Here is a 15,359-nt window from a genome sequence, read left to right as displayed (position 1 = left end):
TCACCTCACCTAATCCAATGTGATTTTAATAATTGCTGGAAAATCGCATGTTGCAATCCATCTTCCACTTTCAATTGTAATTTTCGAACACCAAAGCGACGGCAAATGGCTTCAAATTCTTCTTCATGTAGTATGCGTCTTGCATGGTAGGACTCTAATACTTTAGAGGACATCGTCACATTCACATCATTACCTGTTTCACGATCAAGGAGACGTACATCACCCGAATAATTTGGTGACAGTTCTTCTTGCGTTACAATTTGCAAAATGCGAACATCTCCAGCATAGCGTGGTAGCCTTTTTAATAGCTGTTCCCATTCCTCAATTGGCTCTAATCCATCTGTAACAATGAATAATACGGTACTATCTTTAGGTAAAGCTTTAAGTGCATCCTTGGCAAAACGATTAGAGTAATTAGCTTCCTCTATATCTGTTACTAGCTGTAAAAAAGCTCGGCGATACATGGTACCCTTCCGTCGAAATGGTGGCTTCACTTCATCTTGGACAAAAGAAAAAGATAGACGATCATCTCGACCTAATACCATTAGACCGAGGGAGGCCACAATTTGGCGAGCAAATAACCACTTAGCATGTTGCCCCATCGATTTGGTAGCATCTAGTAGAATATGTACACGCATCTCTTGCTCATCTAAAAACCTTTTTATAAAGTATTTATCTGTACGAGCAAAGACGTTCCAATCCACTTGGCGTACATCATCTCCTAAATGGTATTCTCGAAAATCCGAGAAATCAAGGGATGCCCCGAAGCGTTGAGAACGGTGCGAGCCCTTATGTTGCCCGCGTAGTTTGGAGGCCGTCGCTACTTGAAAGCGACTGATTTTCGCTAACCAGTCTTCGGGCAATAAGTATTTTGCTGTCACTTGCTAATACCTTGCTGAACTTTTTCTAAAATAACATCAATCACATCGTCTGCTGTTTTTCCTGAAGCCTCCCCTTCATAATTCAACAGCATGCGATGACGTAAAACAGGCTTAGCAACAGATTTAATATCCGCTACAGAAACATGAAAACGACCATTCATTAAAGCTCTTGCCTTTGCCAATTTGATTAAGCTCTGCAAACCACGTGGACCACTGCCATACATTGCATATTGTTTAACCTCATCAAGCGCATCTGTTCTCTCAGGATGCGTAGCCACTACTAGATCAGTTGCATACTCTAGCATTTCATCAGCAACCATCACTTCCTTTACCATTTGCTGAGCTTGAATGAGAGCATCTGTATCCATCTGTTTCTGTAAACCAATCTCCTGGGCACCTGTCGTTCGCTTCATAATTTCCATAAGTTCGCTTTTTTCTGGATAGGGTACAAGAATTTTACAAAGGAAACGGTCCATCTGTGCTTCTGGTAATGGGTATGTTCCTTCCATTTCAATAGGGTTTTGAGTTGCCAACACGAAAAATGGTCTCGCCATTTTTTTTGTATCCCCTAATATGGTTACCGTTTTTTCTCCCATTGCTTCCAACAAGGCACTTTGGGTTTTGGGTGTTGCGCGATTTATCTCATCAGCCAATACCATTTGACTAAAGATTGGCCCAGGTTGAAAGGTAAATTGCTGCTTCCCATCGGGTGTACGTTCAATCATGCTCGTACCTGTTATATCTGCTGGCATAAGATCTGGTGTAAATTGAATACGTGAAAACGACAGATCCAGTACCTCTGAAATGGTACGAATTAACATCGTTTTTCCTAAACCAGGTAAACCTTCTAACAATGCATGACCATCCGCTAATACTGCATACAGGGTATAATCAATTGCTTCTTCCTGTCCAACAATGAAGCGATGAATTTCTTCTTTAACTTGCTGTAATTTCGTACTCATATCTACATACTGTTGCTCTGTAAAGGCCATTTCTTTTCCTCCTACTGCGACTCAATTGACGTGAAATAAGATTGCACGACATTTTGTAAATCCTTCGGTAATTGTAAGCGCTCTGAACTCTCTAAGTAGCTGTCTTTATATGAGCCAATTACTTCTTCATAAGGTCGAATAGAACCTTTTGTTATCGGACCATTTCCTTGTTGCTCAGATACATGGGAACCATCTCCTAATGCGCCACCATCTACTGATGTCTCACTTGCCCCACCTATTCGATTCGGTGTCGTTAGCAAATTCCGACCGCCTTGGCCACTACCTGCTCCTTGACCACCTTGTCCCTGACCTTGGCCTTGGCCCTGTCCTTGACCCTGTCCCTGTCCCTGTCCCTGTCCTTGGCCTTGTCCTTGTCCTTGACCTTGGCCTTGGCCCTGTCCTTGACCTTGTCCCTGCCCTTGACCATTGCTCTGGCTACTACCATTTTGCTGTTGAGAACCACTTTGAGCATTATTTTGACTAGACTGGCTTTGTTGATTACTAGGTTGGGAATTACCAGATGACTGTTGACTGTTTTGATTGTGGCTGCTGGCATTATTGGCACTCGCAATTGCATTTTGTAAGGAGTTACTTGCTGGTTTACCAAGTTTACTCATAGCAGTTTGTGTGGCATTTGCATTTTCTGTCAGCCCTTGCTGCATTTGGGCAAGCTCTTTTAGCTGCTCAACCTCTTCCTTCGATAATCCTTGGCCTTCTGTTGTGCCATCTTGACTAGCCGTTTGTTTATCCTTTAATTGCTGCTCCTTTAATGCTAGCTCCTTTTGCTTTTTGACAACTTCTCGTAAAGCTTCTTCTGCTGTTTCAGCCTCTTTTAAAGTATTTTGAAGTTCTTGCAATTGCTCCTTTACTTCTTTTGTTTCCGCCTTCTTCTCTAATTCAGCAACTTCCTTCTTCATATCTTCGATAACTGCTTGCTCCTTTTCAACCTCTATCGCTTCAATTTGCGTAGCTGCTGGGAACATATAAAGAATGGCTAGTACAACTGTTGTAATAAATAATCCGATAAACGCCTTTGGACGAAATAAATTTTTCTTTCGAGCCTTAAAGTCTGCGAAAGCTTTTTCAGCATTTTGGATAGCTTTCGATAATAATGATTGAACAAGAGGATCCTGATCATCTTTAAATGATAAAGCTGTCACTAATTCATTATGTGAGAAATAATGATCCAGTTTATGCAATGCCTCTTTCTCTTTGACCCGTTTCCACCAAATATAAGCAATGGTTGCAATAATAACGGTAATAAAGGCTCCTAATGCTATTTGGCGATAATATGGCCAGACAAATAGTCGGGAAATAAGTACGAGAGAAGCACTCGAAAGCAATGCCAAAAACAAACCGTATTGTGCAATGGGAATGCTTCTTTCAAGAGTTAATCTCGATTTTGCACGCTGAATATATTTTCGTAATTGCTTACGACGCTCCATACCAATTCCTCCTCATCGGTTACTTTTCATGTTGGCACGCAATTTTTTAATCGCAATCGTTAAACAAAGCACAATGATGAATACATAAGCAATTAAATAAGTAATCCATACAGGTAGTTCTACACCCGAAAGCTCTGCTAATGCATCCCCCATCTCTGGAGAAATAAGTGTCAGCATCAAGGCACCTGGATTAATAGATGCCCAGAAATAGGTCATAAAGGAGGCACCTGTTCCAATGGCATTGCCCATTTGATGGAAGGCCATTGTTAAAAAGAAGAAGAATGCTGTAATACCTCCTAAGAAAATGATTGAGCCGTATGTGGCAATCATGGCAACAATAGTCCTCTTAGTAATCGTAGAAAACATCACGCCTATACTACCTATTGCTACTACAGTGACTAAATAAAATAAAAATATAGAAATAAGCTGTGAAGGCGACACACCACCGAATAGAAACACTAGACTGTATAGTGGTAATCCTGCTACCAGCATCAATACTAGAAATGCTACGGAGGATAGTAATTTTCCAATAACAATTTGTGTAGAACTTTGTGTCGTTGTTAATAAAATATTTAATGTTTGCTTTTCGCGCTCACTACTGATAGCACCTGCAGTCAAACTTGGTGTAATGAAAAGAACTAATGCCATTTGCAAGATGGTTAGCACAGCAAACATCATAAAGCTTGTCTCTGGTCTAAAGAAGCCTCTGCCAGTAAATTCAGTTGTAAGCAATAAAAACCCTGCAATGAAAATACACAGTACAGCTAAATAAAACATTAAACCTGAAAAGCTTTTAAAAGAACGGAAGCGTAACTTCAATTCTTTAACAAGTACTGGATTATAAAATCTTTCCATCATTGATTGTCCGCTCCCTTCGTAATCGCCATAAAGACATCCTCTAAATCCTTCTCTTCTTCACTTAATGCATAGATTGGTAAATCTGTAAGCATAGCTTTTTTTAGCAATGCCACCTGCTCAGCATCTGTTCCTCGATAGTTAAAGGCTATTTCTAAACGACTTTCAATGACATCAATTGATGAAATATGCGGATCTTCCTCTAAAAACGCTCGTACTGCATCCAATTGATCTGTCACTTTTAATACAATACGCTTTTCTCCTTGTAGCTGGGCCTGAATCGCGGCTACATTTCCATGTGCAATTAATTTACCATTATCAATAACACCGATTTCATCACACATCTCAGCAAGTTCAGGCAAAATATGCGACGAAATTAAAATTGTTTTTCCCATAGACTTTAAATTTCGTAAAATATCTCGCATTTCCACACGAGCACGTGGATCTAGTCCTGAAGCAGGTTCATCTAGAATCAGTACCTTTGGATCATGGATAAGTGCACGAGCTAAACATAAGCGTTGCTTCATACCACGTGATAATAAATCAACATATTCATAGCGTTTACTTGATAAATTCACTAGTTCTAATAATTGTGGAATTAACACTTGACGCTCTGCTAATTGGATACCGTAGCTCGCTCCATAAAAATCTAAATATTCATCTACTTTTAACTGATCATATACACCAAAGAAATCGGGCATATAACCAATTTGCTTTCGAACTTCTTTAGGTTCCTTCACAACACTTTTGCCATTTATCAGAGCATCTCCTGAAGTCGGTGACAATAGGGTCGCTAAAATAGAGAATGTCGTTGATTTCCCTGCTCCATTTGCGCCAACAAATCCAAATACAACGCCTTCTTCTAAAGATAAGTTTAAATGATCTAATGCTGTAAAGGAGCCATATCGTTTCGTTAAATCACGAATTTCAATCATTATTTTGCCACTCCTTTCAGCTCTATGTCTGGTAATTTCGTTTGTTCTCCTGATGGATCGGGACCATATTTGATTTCAATTCGAAGCTCTCCATCTTGATTAAAGTATGTTGAAACTTTGTCTGTAAACACTTGCTTTGTATCGACTAAAGGCTCATATATATTCGTTTCATTATTCCAAATGGATAGCTGCATACGTGAGACATCCTTATTAGAAATTGTCAGCTCATTAAGTGATTCAACGGCATCCATAAATTGATCTGGCATGGTCATCGTTACTTCGTACAACCCTTCAGATAGGTACCATTTATTCAATTCTTCCTCGATCTTTTCATAATAGCCATTTGCTGATAGTGGCTCTACTGAATACGAGAAGTTATTACGCTTCATTGTAAATGGACCTGTTAGCTCAACTTTTCCTTTAAATGGTTGAACAAGCATCGTAATTGGTGACATATTGGCACTTGTTTCTAATTCAACTCCTACCACCGCTTGATCTGTCCAAGCTGTAAGTATTGGTTGGTTATCCTTTTCGACAAGCGGCAATGCTAAAGTTTTCATTCGTTCAATCCGCATTGGGTCTACCTCATCCTTTTTCGATGGGTAACTATAATTATAATTATTGAAAATAGATGGTTTTTGAAGAACCGTTGTTTTCAGTCCCTTATTTACCTGTAATGTTCCGTTTGCTTCAATATCACCTAGTTTTACTTCTTTCACACCCGAGATTAATGTGACATCTTTTAATGCAAACGGGAAATTATTTTTAACTGTTCCTGTTAGTTTTTCATTTTTCAGTGTTATATCTATATCCATCTTCCCGATATTTTGTGCTGATGTTTTTCCACCAAAGGATTGCACAGACCAGTAGCTTAAATCACGTAATGTTAGTGTTGAACCGCTAGCATTTTCTTTTATATAAGAAGATTCATGTAATGGCCCCATCGTGCCTGTGAAGTTATTATAATTTCTTAATGCAACGGCAGTTGTATTTTGGTCAGCATTGACCACAAAATCCCCACTGCGATTCGTTAGAATGGACTCTACATAATAGCCATTTACACTATTGTCTTCATTTACTTTATAGAATGCAGATTGTTGAACTTGTGGCTGTACAATACGATCCTTCGCTCCGACAATAAAGAGAACAATGGAAAGAACAACAGAGATGGACGGTATTATCCACCATGCATGCTCACGCTTGTCCGCTTTTTTCAAGATAAAATAAAGGATTGGCCCGATTATTAAAATATAAAGAATAATGACAATTAGCATATAGCTCACTGATACTTCGAAAGATGGAAATAGTTCATTAATGTTACGAAGCTCATAAGATATTTGATCGAGAGGAGATTGTCCCTGTCTCATCATTCCTTGCTGTGAAATACTTTGAATATTCATCACTTTGGCTAAAAGTGCTCCGTAGCCGTCCATAGAAGCAAGTGGTTGATCACCTAAAGAGAAGGTTGTTTGAATCACTTCCCCGCTACCCACTTTTTTCTTTGCTGCTAACACTGCATTATTTTCTGTTAGTACAGGTAAACTTCCTTCACTACTAGTAGCTGCATAAACTGAAATCGGCTGTGTAAAAATGCCGCCACCTGACAATTTAGTTAAAGCTTCTGCAGAAATCGCAGTCGTTTCTTGTGATAATGACAAAGGTAAATACTCTTTAAAAATCCCTGCTGTAGCATTGATTTGGTCAGCAGCACCTAGAAGTAAGGTACCACCATCCTGTACCCATTTTAGTAATGCTTCTTGTTGTTTCGGTGTTAAATCAGCAATAGCCACTTCATCTACAACAATGACATTGGCCATCGCAAGTCCCTGCGAGTCTTCTGGAAGTGTATAATCTTTTAATTGATTGATATTAAATACTTCCACATTACTTTGAGCTACAAATGTTGATAAACGTAATAGTGCTGAAAGTCGATCACTTTTATCTGTTAATGTATAAATGAATGTTGATGAGGGATCTAAAAAATTTGATTGCAGACGTTTAGTTCCCTTATAGGCAATCTTTTTTCCTTTTTCAATGTTTCCCTCATAAAAGGCAAATAAATCTGTGTCCGAGTAACTATAGTCAGCTAAACCATCAAGATAGAAAGTAAATGTCTTTTCCTCTCCTGCTGCTATATCTATTGGAACGACAAGGGCTGAAGCTGCCTCATAAGAATTTGATGAATTAATCGCCATATCTCCTGAGAAGTCAGCTCCATTATTTTTCACTGTAACTTGGAGTGGTACTACTGATTGATATTTCGCTTTACCAGAAACACCAGCTGTTGCTTTCACCTCTAGTGTAGCAGCAGCACTCGCCTGAGTTGTAGGCAAGATAAAGCTCATTACAAGCATGACTAGTAAGGTCAGTGCCGTCCATTTTGTCTTTTTCAAAAGCTCAACCCCTTTTTATGTAAATAGATGGTTACATAATTATACGATTTATATTGCATTTTGTTCCATTTCTTATGTTATCTTCATTAATATTCATAAACTCTTAAGAATTCTACAATGCAAAAAGGCAACTCCAAAACAACCTAGAGCTGCCTGATATTCTATTTAGTATAATCAAACAAACATCGTGCATGATCCTGCACTACTTCAACAAATGCCTCTACTTGTCTTAATTCAAAAGAGGATTCATAACCAATTAGCCAAGTATCGCGTGTAAGACCAAACTCTTTTTCATCATTTGATAGAGGAATTTTATGAATGGCATCGTGGTCATTTAATGTAATAGAAGGCAAGATTGCATAACCGATACCATTTAATGCCATTTGCTTGCAAATTTCAATTTGATCCACTAAAATTTGTTTTCTTGGATTCGAGGCAAAATGCTGCTGCCACCATTGCTGAATTTCTTGATAATAGTTGGAATCACTCTTATATTGAATAAATGGACGGTCTGTTTTTAACACATCTTCAATTGTTTTAACCTCTTTGTCCACTAAATAAAGAGTATCTCTGAAAAGGTGGATCTTTTCTCCTTTCCAGTCAACTTGGCCTCGTACAATGCCTACATGGGCCTCGCCCTCGTAAAGAGCCTTCACAATTTCAGAACTCCAGCCCGTCATCAGTGATATTTTAGCCTCTGGATATTTTGACACAAAATCCTGCAAGATTTTTGGTAGCCAGTTCTGACCAACAATGGAAGCACAAGCAATTTTCAATGTCCCGTTTACCTTTGTCGTTAAGGATTGAATCGTTTCAAATATTTCTTCCTTTTTGGCTAGCATTTCCTTTGCATAAGCAATAACTTGTTCACCAGCAGGTGTTGCTGTTAAACCTTTTTGTGAACGAATAAATAATTGTGCACCCCAGTCTTTCTCAATCGTTTGCAATCGTTGTGAAAGGGCTGGTTGGGATAAAAATAGACGTTCTGCTGCTTTCCGCATATTGCGTTCTTCAGCTAAGATTTTTAAAATTTCTGCCTCTGTTGCCATCAATCTGTAAACCTCCAATACAAGCAAAGAGGGCCTCATGATTTTCATCTGAGTTCCCTCTTAAGCTACTACTCTTTTTGATAAATATATTTTTTCAATTGCTTTAAAATAACACGTCTTGTTAATATCCCTGCGAATGTACCATCTTCGTCCACTACACATAAAAAGGCGTGGTTAATAACTAAATCCAAAGCACGCTGGAAACTATCCGTCAGCTTCAATACAGCGATCTCTTTTTCCATAATAGAGTCAACCTTAATATCAGGTAGCTTTTCATATTCAATATGCTCAAGTCCAAGAATCGATTCGGTAATCATTTTCATGCTAAGTAAACCTTGAAGTCGATATTTCAAATCTAATACAGGTATGGACGAGTACCCTGTACGTGTTAGTACAAGGAGTGCATGTTCCGCACTATTTCCACTTTGTACATGCGCAACTTTTTCAGAGGAAATGATAAAATCACTAATTGGCATTGCTAATAAGTCTTTGCTGTTAGTTGAAATCATGAACTTCTTCTCCTTTTCTGTCCTCACTGTGTAGAACAGTCCTTCCCTTTCATCATATCACAACTTTTCTATGTATGACCATGACCAGGCCGAGAAGAGTTTTCATGAACAATGAATTATTTTAGCCTTTACAGCAAAAACTTAGAATATCTTCATCCAGTCAAGTTTTTCGTGACCGAATGAAGATGGTTCTTAACTAATAGCCAGCCTTACTCCAGTAGTAAAAAATCATGATCCCTAAAAAAAGTAAAAAAATTGCATAGACCCAAACAATTGGGTTCAACATCGTTGCATATTCTTCAACTGTTTCTGAAATAGGGGTATCATTTTCAGATTTCCGTTCAGAAGTCATTTTAGCTATTTTTAACGTATAAACAAACGAAATAGCAGAAATGATCACAATGGCAATAATTGCTGGTATTAACCACATACCCATCGGCAAAACTCCTTTCTTTACCCTTAGTATGCGTCAACCCAGCTATTCGTTATGCAAAGATTTTTAGAATGGATATTGATTGAGCCACTGCCCACCATCCAAAGTTACACATTCTCCATTCATATAACTTGCTTTGTTAGACATCATAAATGTAGCTAAATCAGCAATTTCTTCTGGTGTTCCTATACGGCCTAGTGGAACAGAATCTAGTGTACGAGCTGCCGCTGCTTCTGATTCCCAAAGCTTATCGGCTCCACCAGTACGCTCGATCGGGCCTGGTGCAATAGCATTAACCCGAATCCCATACTGTTTCCCCCACTCAACAGCTAGCGTTCTCGTCAATGATAGTACCCCTGCTTTTGCTGCAGCTGAATGGATCACACCTGCTCCTGCATTCCAAGCATACGTCGCTACCATATTTAATATAGACCCTTTGGTCTTATTCTCAATCCAATACTTGCCTACTGCTGAAGAGCAATAGAATGTACCATTTAATACAATATCTACAACAGCCTTCCAGCCATTCGGTGATAAATCCTCTGCACGTACAATAAAGTTACCTGCTGCATTATTCACAAGCCCATCCACTTGACCAAATTTTTCAATAGCAAATGCGAGCATAGCCTCAGCATGCTCAGGTACACGTACATCCATTTGGAATGTCTCAATAGAGGGACCAGCCTCCGCTATAAATTTCTTTGCCTCTGCTAATCGTTCTTCGTTACGACCTGTTATGACAACATTAGCTCCCTCAGTTACGAACTGCTTTGCCATATACAGCCCCATACCACTTGATCCACCCGTAATAATAATTGTCTTCCCTTGCAACATTCCATTTCCCCCTTTGTTAAAAATGAATGGTGATTCACTAAAAGTTTACTATATATTCTCGAATATGTCATATTAATTCTATAGAATGCGAGTTTATTTTCTGAAAAAATATAAAAGAGCCATTCATTCAATGAATAGCTCTCCAATATCATTAAAACTCATACGTATAGGCAATTTTATATAGCTCCATTAACTCTTCTAAAGTTGGTATCTTCGGATTGTTACCAGGACTCCCACTTGCAAGTGCATCCTCGGCCATTTTAGGAATGGCCTGATAATAAGCATGCTCCTCGATTCCCCACTGCTTTAAATTGCCAATTTTCATATACTTACACATATCTTTAATGGACGTAATAGCAAGCTGAGCAAGTTCCTCTTGCGATAAACGTTCTTTTGTTTTATTAAAAAATTGTCCTAAATCTGCCAATCGATCTATACAAGCGTCTTTTGAATAATCTAGTACAGCTGGTAAAAGCATCGCATTGGAGATGCCATGCGGTACGTGGAAAAGTGCCCCAATCGGACGGGACATTCCATGTACAAGGGCAACAGAAGCATTAGAAAATGACAGCCCTGCCTGCATCGAACCCAATGACATCGCTTCCCTAGCATCAACATCATCTCCATATTCATAAACCCTTATGATGTTATTCACAATTAATTCCATAGCAGATAAGGCGAGCACATTCGAATAAGGGTGAGCTAAACGCGATAAATAGCTCTCAATGGCATGGCTCAATGCATCTATTCCAGTTGCTGCGGTAATTGCTGGAGGTGAAGTAATGGTTAATATAGGATCAACAATCGCTATAGTGGGCATAAAAGCTGGTTGCTTAATCATCATTTTCACATCACTTTTTGTATTGGTAATAACAGTGGCATCTGTTGCTTCAGAGCCTGTACCTGCTGTTGTTGGTATCGCAATGTGTGGAATTGGTGCATTAGCTGCAACCTTTGCCATTTTCATATAATCTCCTATGTAGCCGCCATTTGTAGCCACTACTGCAATCGCCTTCGCCGTATCAATACAGCTACCACCACCAACAGAAATAATGACATCACAGTTTTCTTTCTGAAAAAGCTGCAATCCCTCTGCTACATACGTATCATCTGGCTCAGTTGTCACCCCTATATATGAAACGACGTCTATCCCTTGGGTCTTTAACAGTGTATGGCATTTCTTGATAAAGCCTAAACTGTCCATAATTGGATCACTAATGATTAATGCCTTTGAACCTAGTTTTTTCGCATACGCTCCTACTTCTTCAAATGAATCTCGACCATATACAATCGTACCTGGTGAATGAACAGTAAAGATGGTTTTTGTTTGAATCATATTTTCCCTCCTAAGCTATTGAGCTGTATAGCCACCATCTAATAGAATGGCCTGGCCGGTTAACCCCTTTGCTACATCACTTGCTAAATATAATGCAAGTCCTGTAATTTCTGAGACATCAAGTAAACGTTTTTGCGGTACAAGTGGATATAACACTTGTTCAAGAACTTCTTCCACTTGAATTCCCCGTGTTTGTGCTAAATCCATAAACTGATTACGTACTAATTCCGTGTCAACATACCCTGGACAAATAGCATTTACCGTAATTCCCTCTGTCGCCACCTCTAGTGCCGTTACCTTAGTAAGCCCAATCACACCATGCTTTGCTGCATTATATCCTGCCTTCCCAGCAAACCCAATGACGCCATTGATGGAGGCCATATTGATAATACGACCAAATTGATTCTTTTTCATATGTGGTAACGCATACTTCATCGCCACAAAGGGAGCAACGACCATCACTTTTTGCATTGACTCAAAAATTTCTGTCTTAAAATCCTCAATAAGCGACACATGTTGAAATCCTGCATTATTGATTAAAATATCTAAGGTTGAGAATTTATGAATCGTAAAATCAATGGCTTCTCTTATGGCTTGTTCTTCTGTCACATCACATATATAGGAAGTTAAAGAGGGGTATTGTGCGACGGCTTCCTCAAGAAGCTGTTCATTTTTATCTGTTATTACAACATTAGCCCCTTGCTCAGCAAATGCTTGTGCCATAGCAAGACCAATACCACGAGCTGCCCCTGTAATAAAAACCGTTTTTCCTTGCATACTTCATCCCTCCTACATCCCTAATGAGAATAATATGATTGCAAGTATTGTACCTATAATAGGGATAATAACCGTCAAAGCTCCAAATGGCATATATGCATCCTTATGCTTTTCATTACATACTGAATTGATGGTTGTCACCACATATCCTCCGTGTGGCAATGAATCTAGCGAACCAGATGCTATAGCGATTGTCCGATGCAACGCTTCTGTATCTACACCCATCTCGATATAATGCGGTGCTAGTAAGGGCATAGCAATTGTTTGTCCCCCTGATGCTGAACCTGTTAAACCAGCAATAACCGCAATGGCTAAGGCTCCTCCAATTAGCGGACTGCCAGGGATATTGGTCATTACATCAACAGTTGCAACAAAGGATGGTGTTGCTTTTACTACCCCGCCAAAACCGACAACAGCCGCCGTATTTGCAATGGCAATAATAGCACCCATTGCACCTGCTGCTAATGTTGCACCAACTGACTTTGCATATTTGTAACTCACTAAATAAGCCACGATACAGCCACTAGTTAAGGCTACAATTAAAGCAGAGGTTCCAAGTGAATCATGGAAAATATAAGAAATGACTAAAACAACTAATAATGGTACAAGACTCAAAAGGGGACTCGGTAGCTTACGTGTTGCATCAGCTACTGGATCGGTAGAGCGCTCAATAAAAACTTCCCCCTTGTTAACAGCGCGTTTAATCATCCAATTCAGCCAAAGCGAGCCACCAACGGCCATAAAAATAGCCACGACAATACTAACTTGCCAACCTGCATATGGAGTTGTACCAAGGTATGGAATTGGTATCCAATTTTGAATCTCAGGTGAGCCTGCTGATGTCATCGTAAATGTGACAGAACCTAGGCCCAGTGCAGCAGGAATAAAACGTCGTGGAAAGTTTGCTTGTTTAAATAAACTAATAGCCATTGGATAAACAGAAAAGGCTACGATAAAAACTGAAACACCACCATATGTGAGTACTGCTGCAGCTAAAACTACAGCATATGTGGCATATTTCACCCCTATTTTTTCTACAATCCATTTTGAGACACTATCTGCAGCGCCTGTATCCTCCATGACTTTACCGAAAATGGCACCCGCCATGAACATTAAATACCATGAACCAACAAATCCGGTGAACCCATCCATATAGCTCGTTAGAAAGTTTGCCTGATCTTTATCAGCTGTTTGAGGAAAAAATGCAAGACCGTTTGTTAAGGCTGCTAACAGCGCAGTTAACGGTGCTGAAATAAGTAGATTTACACCCTTCATTGTTAAATAAACTAATAATGCTAAACTACCAAAAAGACCAATATACGCTAACATTTACACCCCACCCATCCCCTTTTTTAGAAAAAGAGCTGTATAACTCTACAGCTCTAGGTTTTATTAGTCGTTATTGCTTGGGAATGCAAATGTGGATGCTGAGGAGGCATTACCAGCCATCCAACGCTCTGAAATTGTTTTAGTTTTTGTGAAGAATCGTGCTTGGTCTGGACCAAACATATGCCCCTCACCAAAGCGAGAGCCTTTAAAGCCTGCAAAGTTATGGTAGCCAACAGGAATTGGAATTGGTACATTGACACCAACCATGCCAACATCAATTTCTGTTGTAAATTTTCGAGCTGCTAATCCATCATTCGTAAAGATTGTGACACCATTACCTAGCTCATGCTTATTTATTAGTGTAATAGCTTCCTCTAAGGAATCTACACGAACAACATTGCGAGCTGGACCAAATATTTCTTGCTCGTAAACTTCCATGCCTGGTTTTACATGATCTAATAATGTAGGCCCTACATAAAACCCTTTAGACTCTTTGACAATATCAAGTTCTCGTCCGTCACAAATTACTGAAGCTCCTTCGGCTTCCCCTCGATCAATTGCAGTAAGAATTGCTTCTTTTGATTGTTGAGAAATAACAGGGCCAAAATCTGAATCAGGATTTGTATAAGGGCCAACCTTCAGATTCGCGATTTTTTCCTTCAGAATCTCCACGAGACGATCTGCAGTATCCTTTCCTACAGGCATAATGGTAGATATCGCCATACAACGTTGTGAGGCTGCCCCATATGCTGCTCCAATAAAGGCATTGGCTACCTGTTCAAGGTCGGCATCAGGCATTACAACCATATTATTTTTACCCCCACCAAGCGCTGTAACACGCTTTCCATATTTTGATCCAGTTTCATAAATATATTTTGCAACTGGTGTTGATCCAACAAATGAAATCGCTTGCACAGCTGGGTTTTCTAAAAGTTCATTGACCGCATCTTTATCACCATTGATTACTGTCCAAATACCATCAGGCAATCCCGCCTTCTTCCAAAGCTCACTAACATACAATGCTGTCATTGGCACACGCTCTGATGCCTTTAAAACAACCGCATTTCCTACAGCAATGGCCATACTCGTTTGTGCTAGAGGCACCATGATAGGGAAGTTAAATGGAGAAATTGCTGCCACAACCCCTAATGGATATTTTGCAGAATAAGCATTTATTTGACCTCCAACATTTACAGAGTATTCTCCCTTCATTAAGTGTGGTGCACCAATGGCTAAGTCAACAGATTCAAGTCCTCGTGTAATTTCACCTTTAGCATCTTCAATCGTTTTACCGCTTTCAGTACAAATGATTTTTAATAGTTCCTCCATATTTTCAGTGATAAGGTTACGGAACTTTAGTACAATTTCTGCACGCTTAGCCACTGAAGTATCACGCCAAGCTGGAAATGCTGCTTGAGCTTGCTCGATTGCATCTTGTGTTTCTTCTATTGTTGCAAGGGGTACCTTAGCAATGACTTCACCTGTTGTTGGGTTAAATACCGAACCGAATCGGCCACTTTTTCCTTCAACCAATTTGCCACCAATAAAATGTGTTAATGTTTTAACCTCTTGTGCTGTTGTCATATCCATT

Annotated in this window: 14 protein-coding genes; all 14 read right to left on the bottom strand. The window is 39.4% G+C overall.

Annotated elements, in window-relative coordinates; translation table 11 throughout:
* Positions 1-5: 5 nt before the first annotated feature.
* The 14 genes from L6W14_RS03780 to L6W14_RS03715 all read right to left on the bottom strand — a co-directional run bounded on the left by L6W14_RS03780 (position 6) and on the right by L6W14_RS03715 (position 15,352).
* Complete coding sequence (locus L6W14_RS03780) at positions 6-881, bottom strand: DUF58 domain-containing protein (RefSeq protein WP_237899452.1); 876 nt, start codon at positions 879-881, stop codon at positions 6-8.
* On the bottom strand, positions 878-1,873 hold the full coding sequence (locus L6W14_RS03775) for an AAA family ATPase (protein ID WP_048391973.1): 996 nt from the start codon (positions 1,871-1,873) through the stop codon (positions 878-880). Before L6W14_RS03775 ends, L6W14_RS03780 begins: the two co-directional genes overlap by 4 nt.
* An 11-nt stretch (positions 1,874-1,884) precedes the next feature.
* A complete protein-coding gene (locus L6W14_RS03770; RefSeq protein ID WP_131521687.1) occupies positions 1,885-3,318 on the bottom strand; it encodes a hypothetical protein in 1,434 nt (477 codons plus the stop codon).
* Positions 3,319-3,330: 12 nt separating this feature from the next.
* On the bottom strand, positions 3,331-4,176 hold the full coding sequence (locus tag L6W14_RS03765; protein WP_103117519.1) for an ABC transporter permease: 846 nt from the start codon (positions 4,174-4,176) through the stop codon (positions 3,331-3,333).
* On the bottom strand, positions 4,173-5,108 hold the full coding sequence (locus L6W14_RS03760; protein WP_131521688.1) for an ABC transporter ATP-binding protein: 936 nt from the start codon (positions 5,106-5,108) through the stop codon (positions 4,173-4,175). Before L6W14_RS03760 ends, L6W14_RS03765 begins: the two co-directional genes overlap by 4 nt.
* Complete coding sequence (locus tag L6W14_RS03755) at positions 5,108-7,501, bottom strand: DUF7408 domain-containing protein (RefSeq protein WP_237899445.1); 2,394 nt, start codon at positions 7,499-7,501, stop codon at positions 5,108-5,110. Before L6W14_RS03755 ends, L6W14_RS03760 begins: the two co-directional genes overlap by 1 nt.
* Positions 7,502-7,662: 161 nt before the next feature.
* Entirely contained in the window at positions 7,663-8,550 is an 888-nt protein-coding gene (locus tag L6W14_RS03750; protein WP_112117431.1) for a transcriptional regulator CcpC, read from the bottom strand.
* Positions 8,551-8,618: 68 nt separating this feature from the next.
* Entirely contained in the window at positions 8,619-9,059 is a 441-nt protein-coding gene (gene cbpB, locus L6W14_RS03745) for a cyclic-di-AMP-binding protein CbpB (protein WP_237899443.1), read from the bottom strand.
* Positions 9,060-9,255: 196 nt separating this feature from the next.
* Positions 9,256-9,495 (bottom strand): hypothetical protein, encoded by a 240-nt coding sequence (locus L6W14_RS03740; protein WP_048391979.1) that lies wholly within the window; start codon positions 9,493-9,495, stop codon positions 9,256-9,258.
* Positions 9,496-9,558: 63 nt separating this feature from the next.
* Entirely contained in the window at positions 9,559-10,326 is a 768-nt protein-coding gene (gene fadH / locus L6W14_RS03735; protein WP_237899442.1) for a 2,4-dienoyl-CoA reductase, read from the bottom strand.
* A gap of 151 nt (positions 10,327-10,477) precedes the next feature.
* Positions 10,478-11,662 carry an iron-containing alcohol dehydrogenase gene (locus L6W14_RS03730; protein ID WP_237899432.1) on the bottom strand — a complete coding sequence of 395 codons (1,185 nt, stop codon included), beginning with the start codon at positions 11,660-11,662 and terminating at the stop codon, positions 10,478-10,480.
* Positions 11,663-11,677: 15 nt separating this feature from the next.
* Positions 11,678-12,439 carry a 3-hydroxybutyrate dehydrogenase gene (locus L6W14_RS03725; protein ID WP_131521691.1) on the bottom strand — a complete coding sequence of 254 codons (762 nt, stop codon included), beginning with the start codon at positions 12,437-12,439 and terminating at the stop codon, positions 11,678-11,680.
* 12 nt (positions 12,440-12,451) lie between these two features.
* The gene (locus tag L6W14_RS03720; protein WP_131521692.1) at positions 12,452-13,768 is read right to left on the bottom strand and encodes a GntP family permease; all 1,317 of its coding nucleotides are present in this window, start codon (positions 13,766-13,768) and stop codon (positions 12,452-12,454) included.
* 63 nt (positions 13,769-13,831) lie between these two features.
* Positions 13,832-15,352, bottom strand: coding sequence for a CoA-acylating methylmalonate-semialdehyde dehydrogenase (locus tag L6W14_RS03715; RefSeq protein WP_131521693.1), 1,521 nt, complete (start codon positions 15,350-15,352; stop codon positions 13,832-13,834).
* Positions 15,353-15,359: the final 7 nt, after the last annotated feature.

It is taken from the genome of Lysinibacillus sp. ACHW1.5 (genome assembly GCF_022014815.1).
GTDB classification, from domain to species: domain Bacteria; phylum Bacillota; class Bacilli; order Bacillales_A; family Planococcaceae; genus Lysinibacillus; species Lysinibacillus capsici.
Note: the sequence above shows the minus strand (reverse complement) of the source record. Positions and strands in the feature narration are given on the sequence as shown.

Excerpts from the sequence above, each read along its gene's own strand:
- L6W14_RS03775 (WP_048391973.1), bottom strand. The coding sequence starts at position 1,873 with ATGGCCTTTACAGAGCAACAGTATGTAGATATGAGTACGAAATTACAG.
- L6W14_RS03770 (WP_131521687.1), bottom strand. The coding sequence starts at position 3,318 with ATGGAGCGTCGTAAGCAATTACGAAAATATATTCAGCGTGCAAAATCG.
- L6W14_RS03765 (WP_103117519.1), bottom strand. The coding sequence starts at position 4,176 with ATGATGGAAAGATTTTATAATCCAGTACTTGTTAAAGAATTGAAGTTA.
- L6W14_RS03760 (WP_131521688.1), bottom strand. The coding sequence starts at position 5,108 with ATGATTGAAATTCGTGATTTAACGAAACGATATGGCTCCTTTACAGCA.
- L6W14_RS03750 (WP_112117431.1), bottom strand. The coding sequence starts at position 8,550 with ATGGCAACAGAGGCAGAAATTTTAAAAATCTTAGCTGAAGAACGCAAT.
- cbpB (WP_237899443.1), bottom strand. The coding sequence starts at position 9,059 with ATGATTTCAACTAACAGCAAAGACTTATTAGCAATGCCAATTAGTGAT.
- L6W14_RS03740 (WP_048391979.1), bottom strand. The coding sequence starts at position 9,495 with ATGGGTATGTGGTTAATACCAGCAATTATTGCCATTGTGATCATTTCT.
- fadH (WP_237899442.1), bottom strand. The coding sequence starts at position 10,326 with ATGTTGCAAGGGAAGACAATTATTATTACGGGTGGATCAAGTGGTATG.
- L6W14_RS03730 (WP_237899432.1), bottom strand. The coding sequence starts at position 11,662 with ATGATTCAAACAAAAACCATCTTTACTGTTCATTCACCAGGTACGATT.
- L6W14_RS03725 (WP_131521691.1), bottom strand. The coding sequence starts at position 12,439 with ATGCAAGGAAAAACGGTTTTTATTACAGGGGCAGCTCGTGGTATTGGT.
- L6W14_RS03720 (WP_131521692.1), bottom strand. The coding sequence starts at position 13,768 with ATGTTAGCGTATATTGGTCTTTTTGGTAGTTTAGCATTATTAGTTTAT.
- L6W14_RS03715 (WP_131521693.1), bottom strand. The coding sequence starts at position 15,352 with ATGACAACAGCACAAGAGGTTAAAACATTAACACATTTTATTGGTGGC.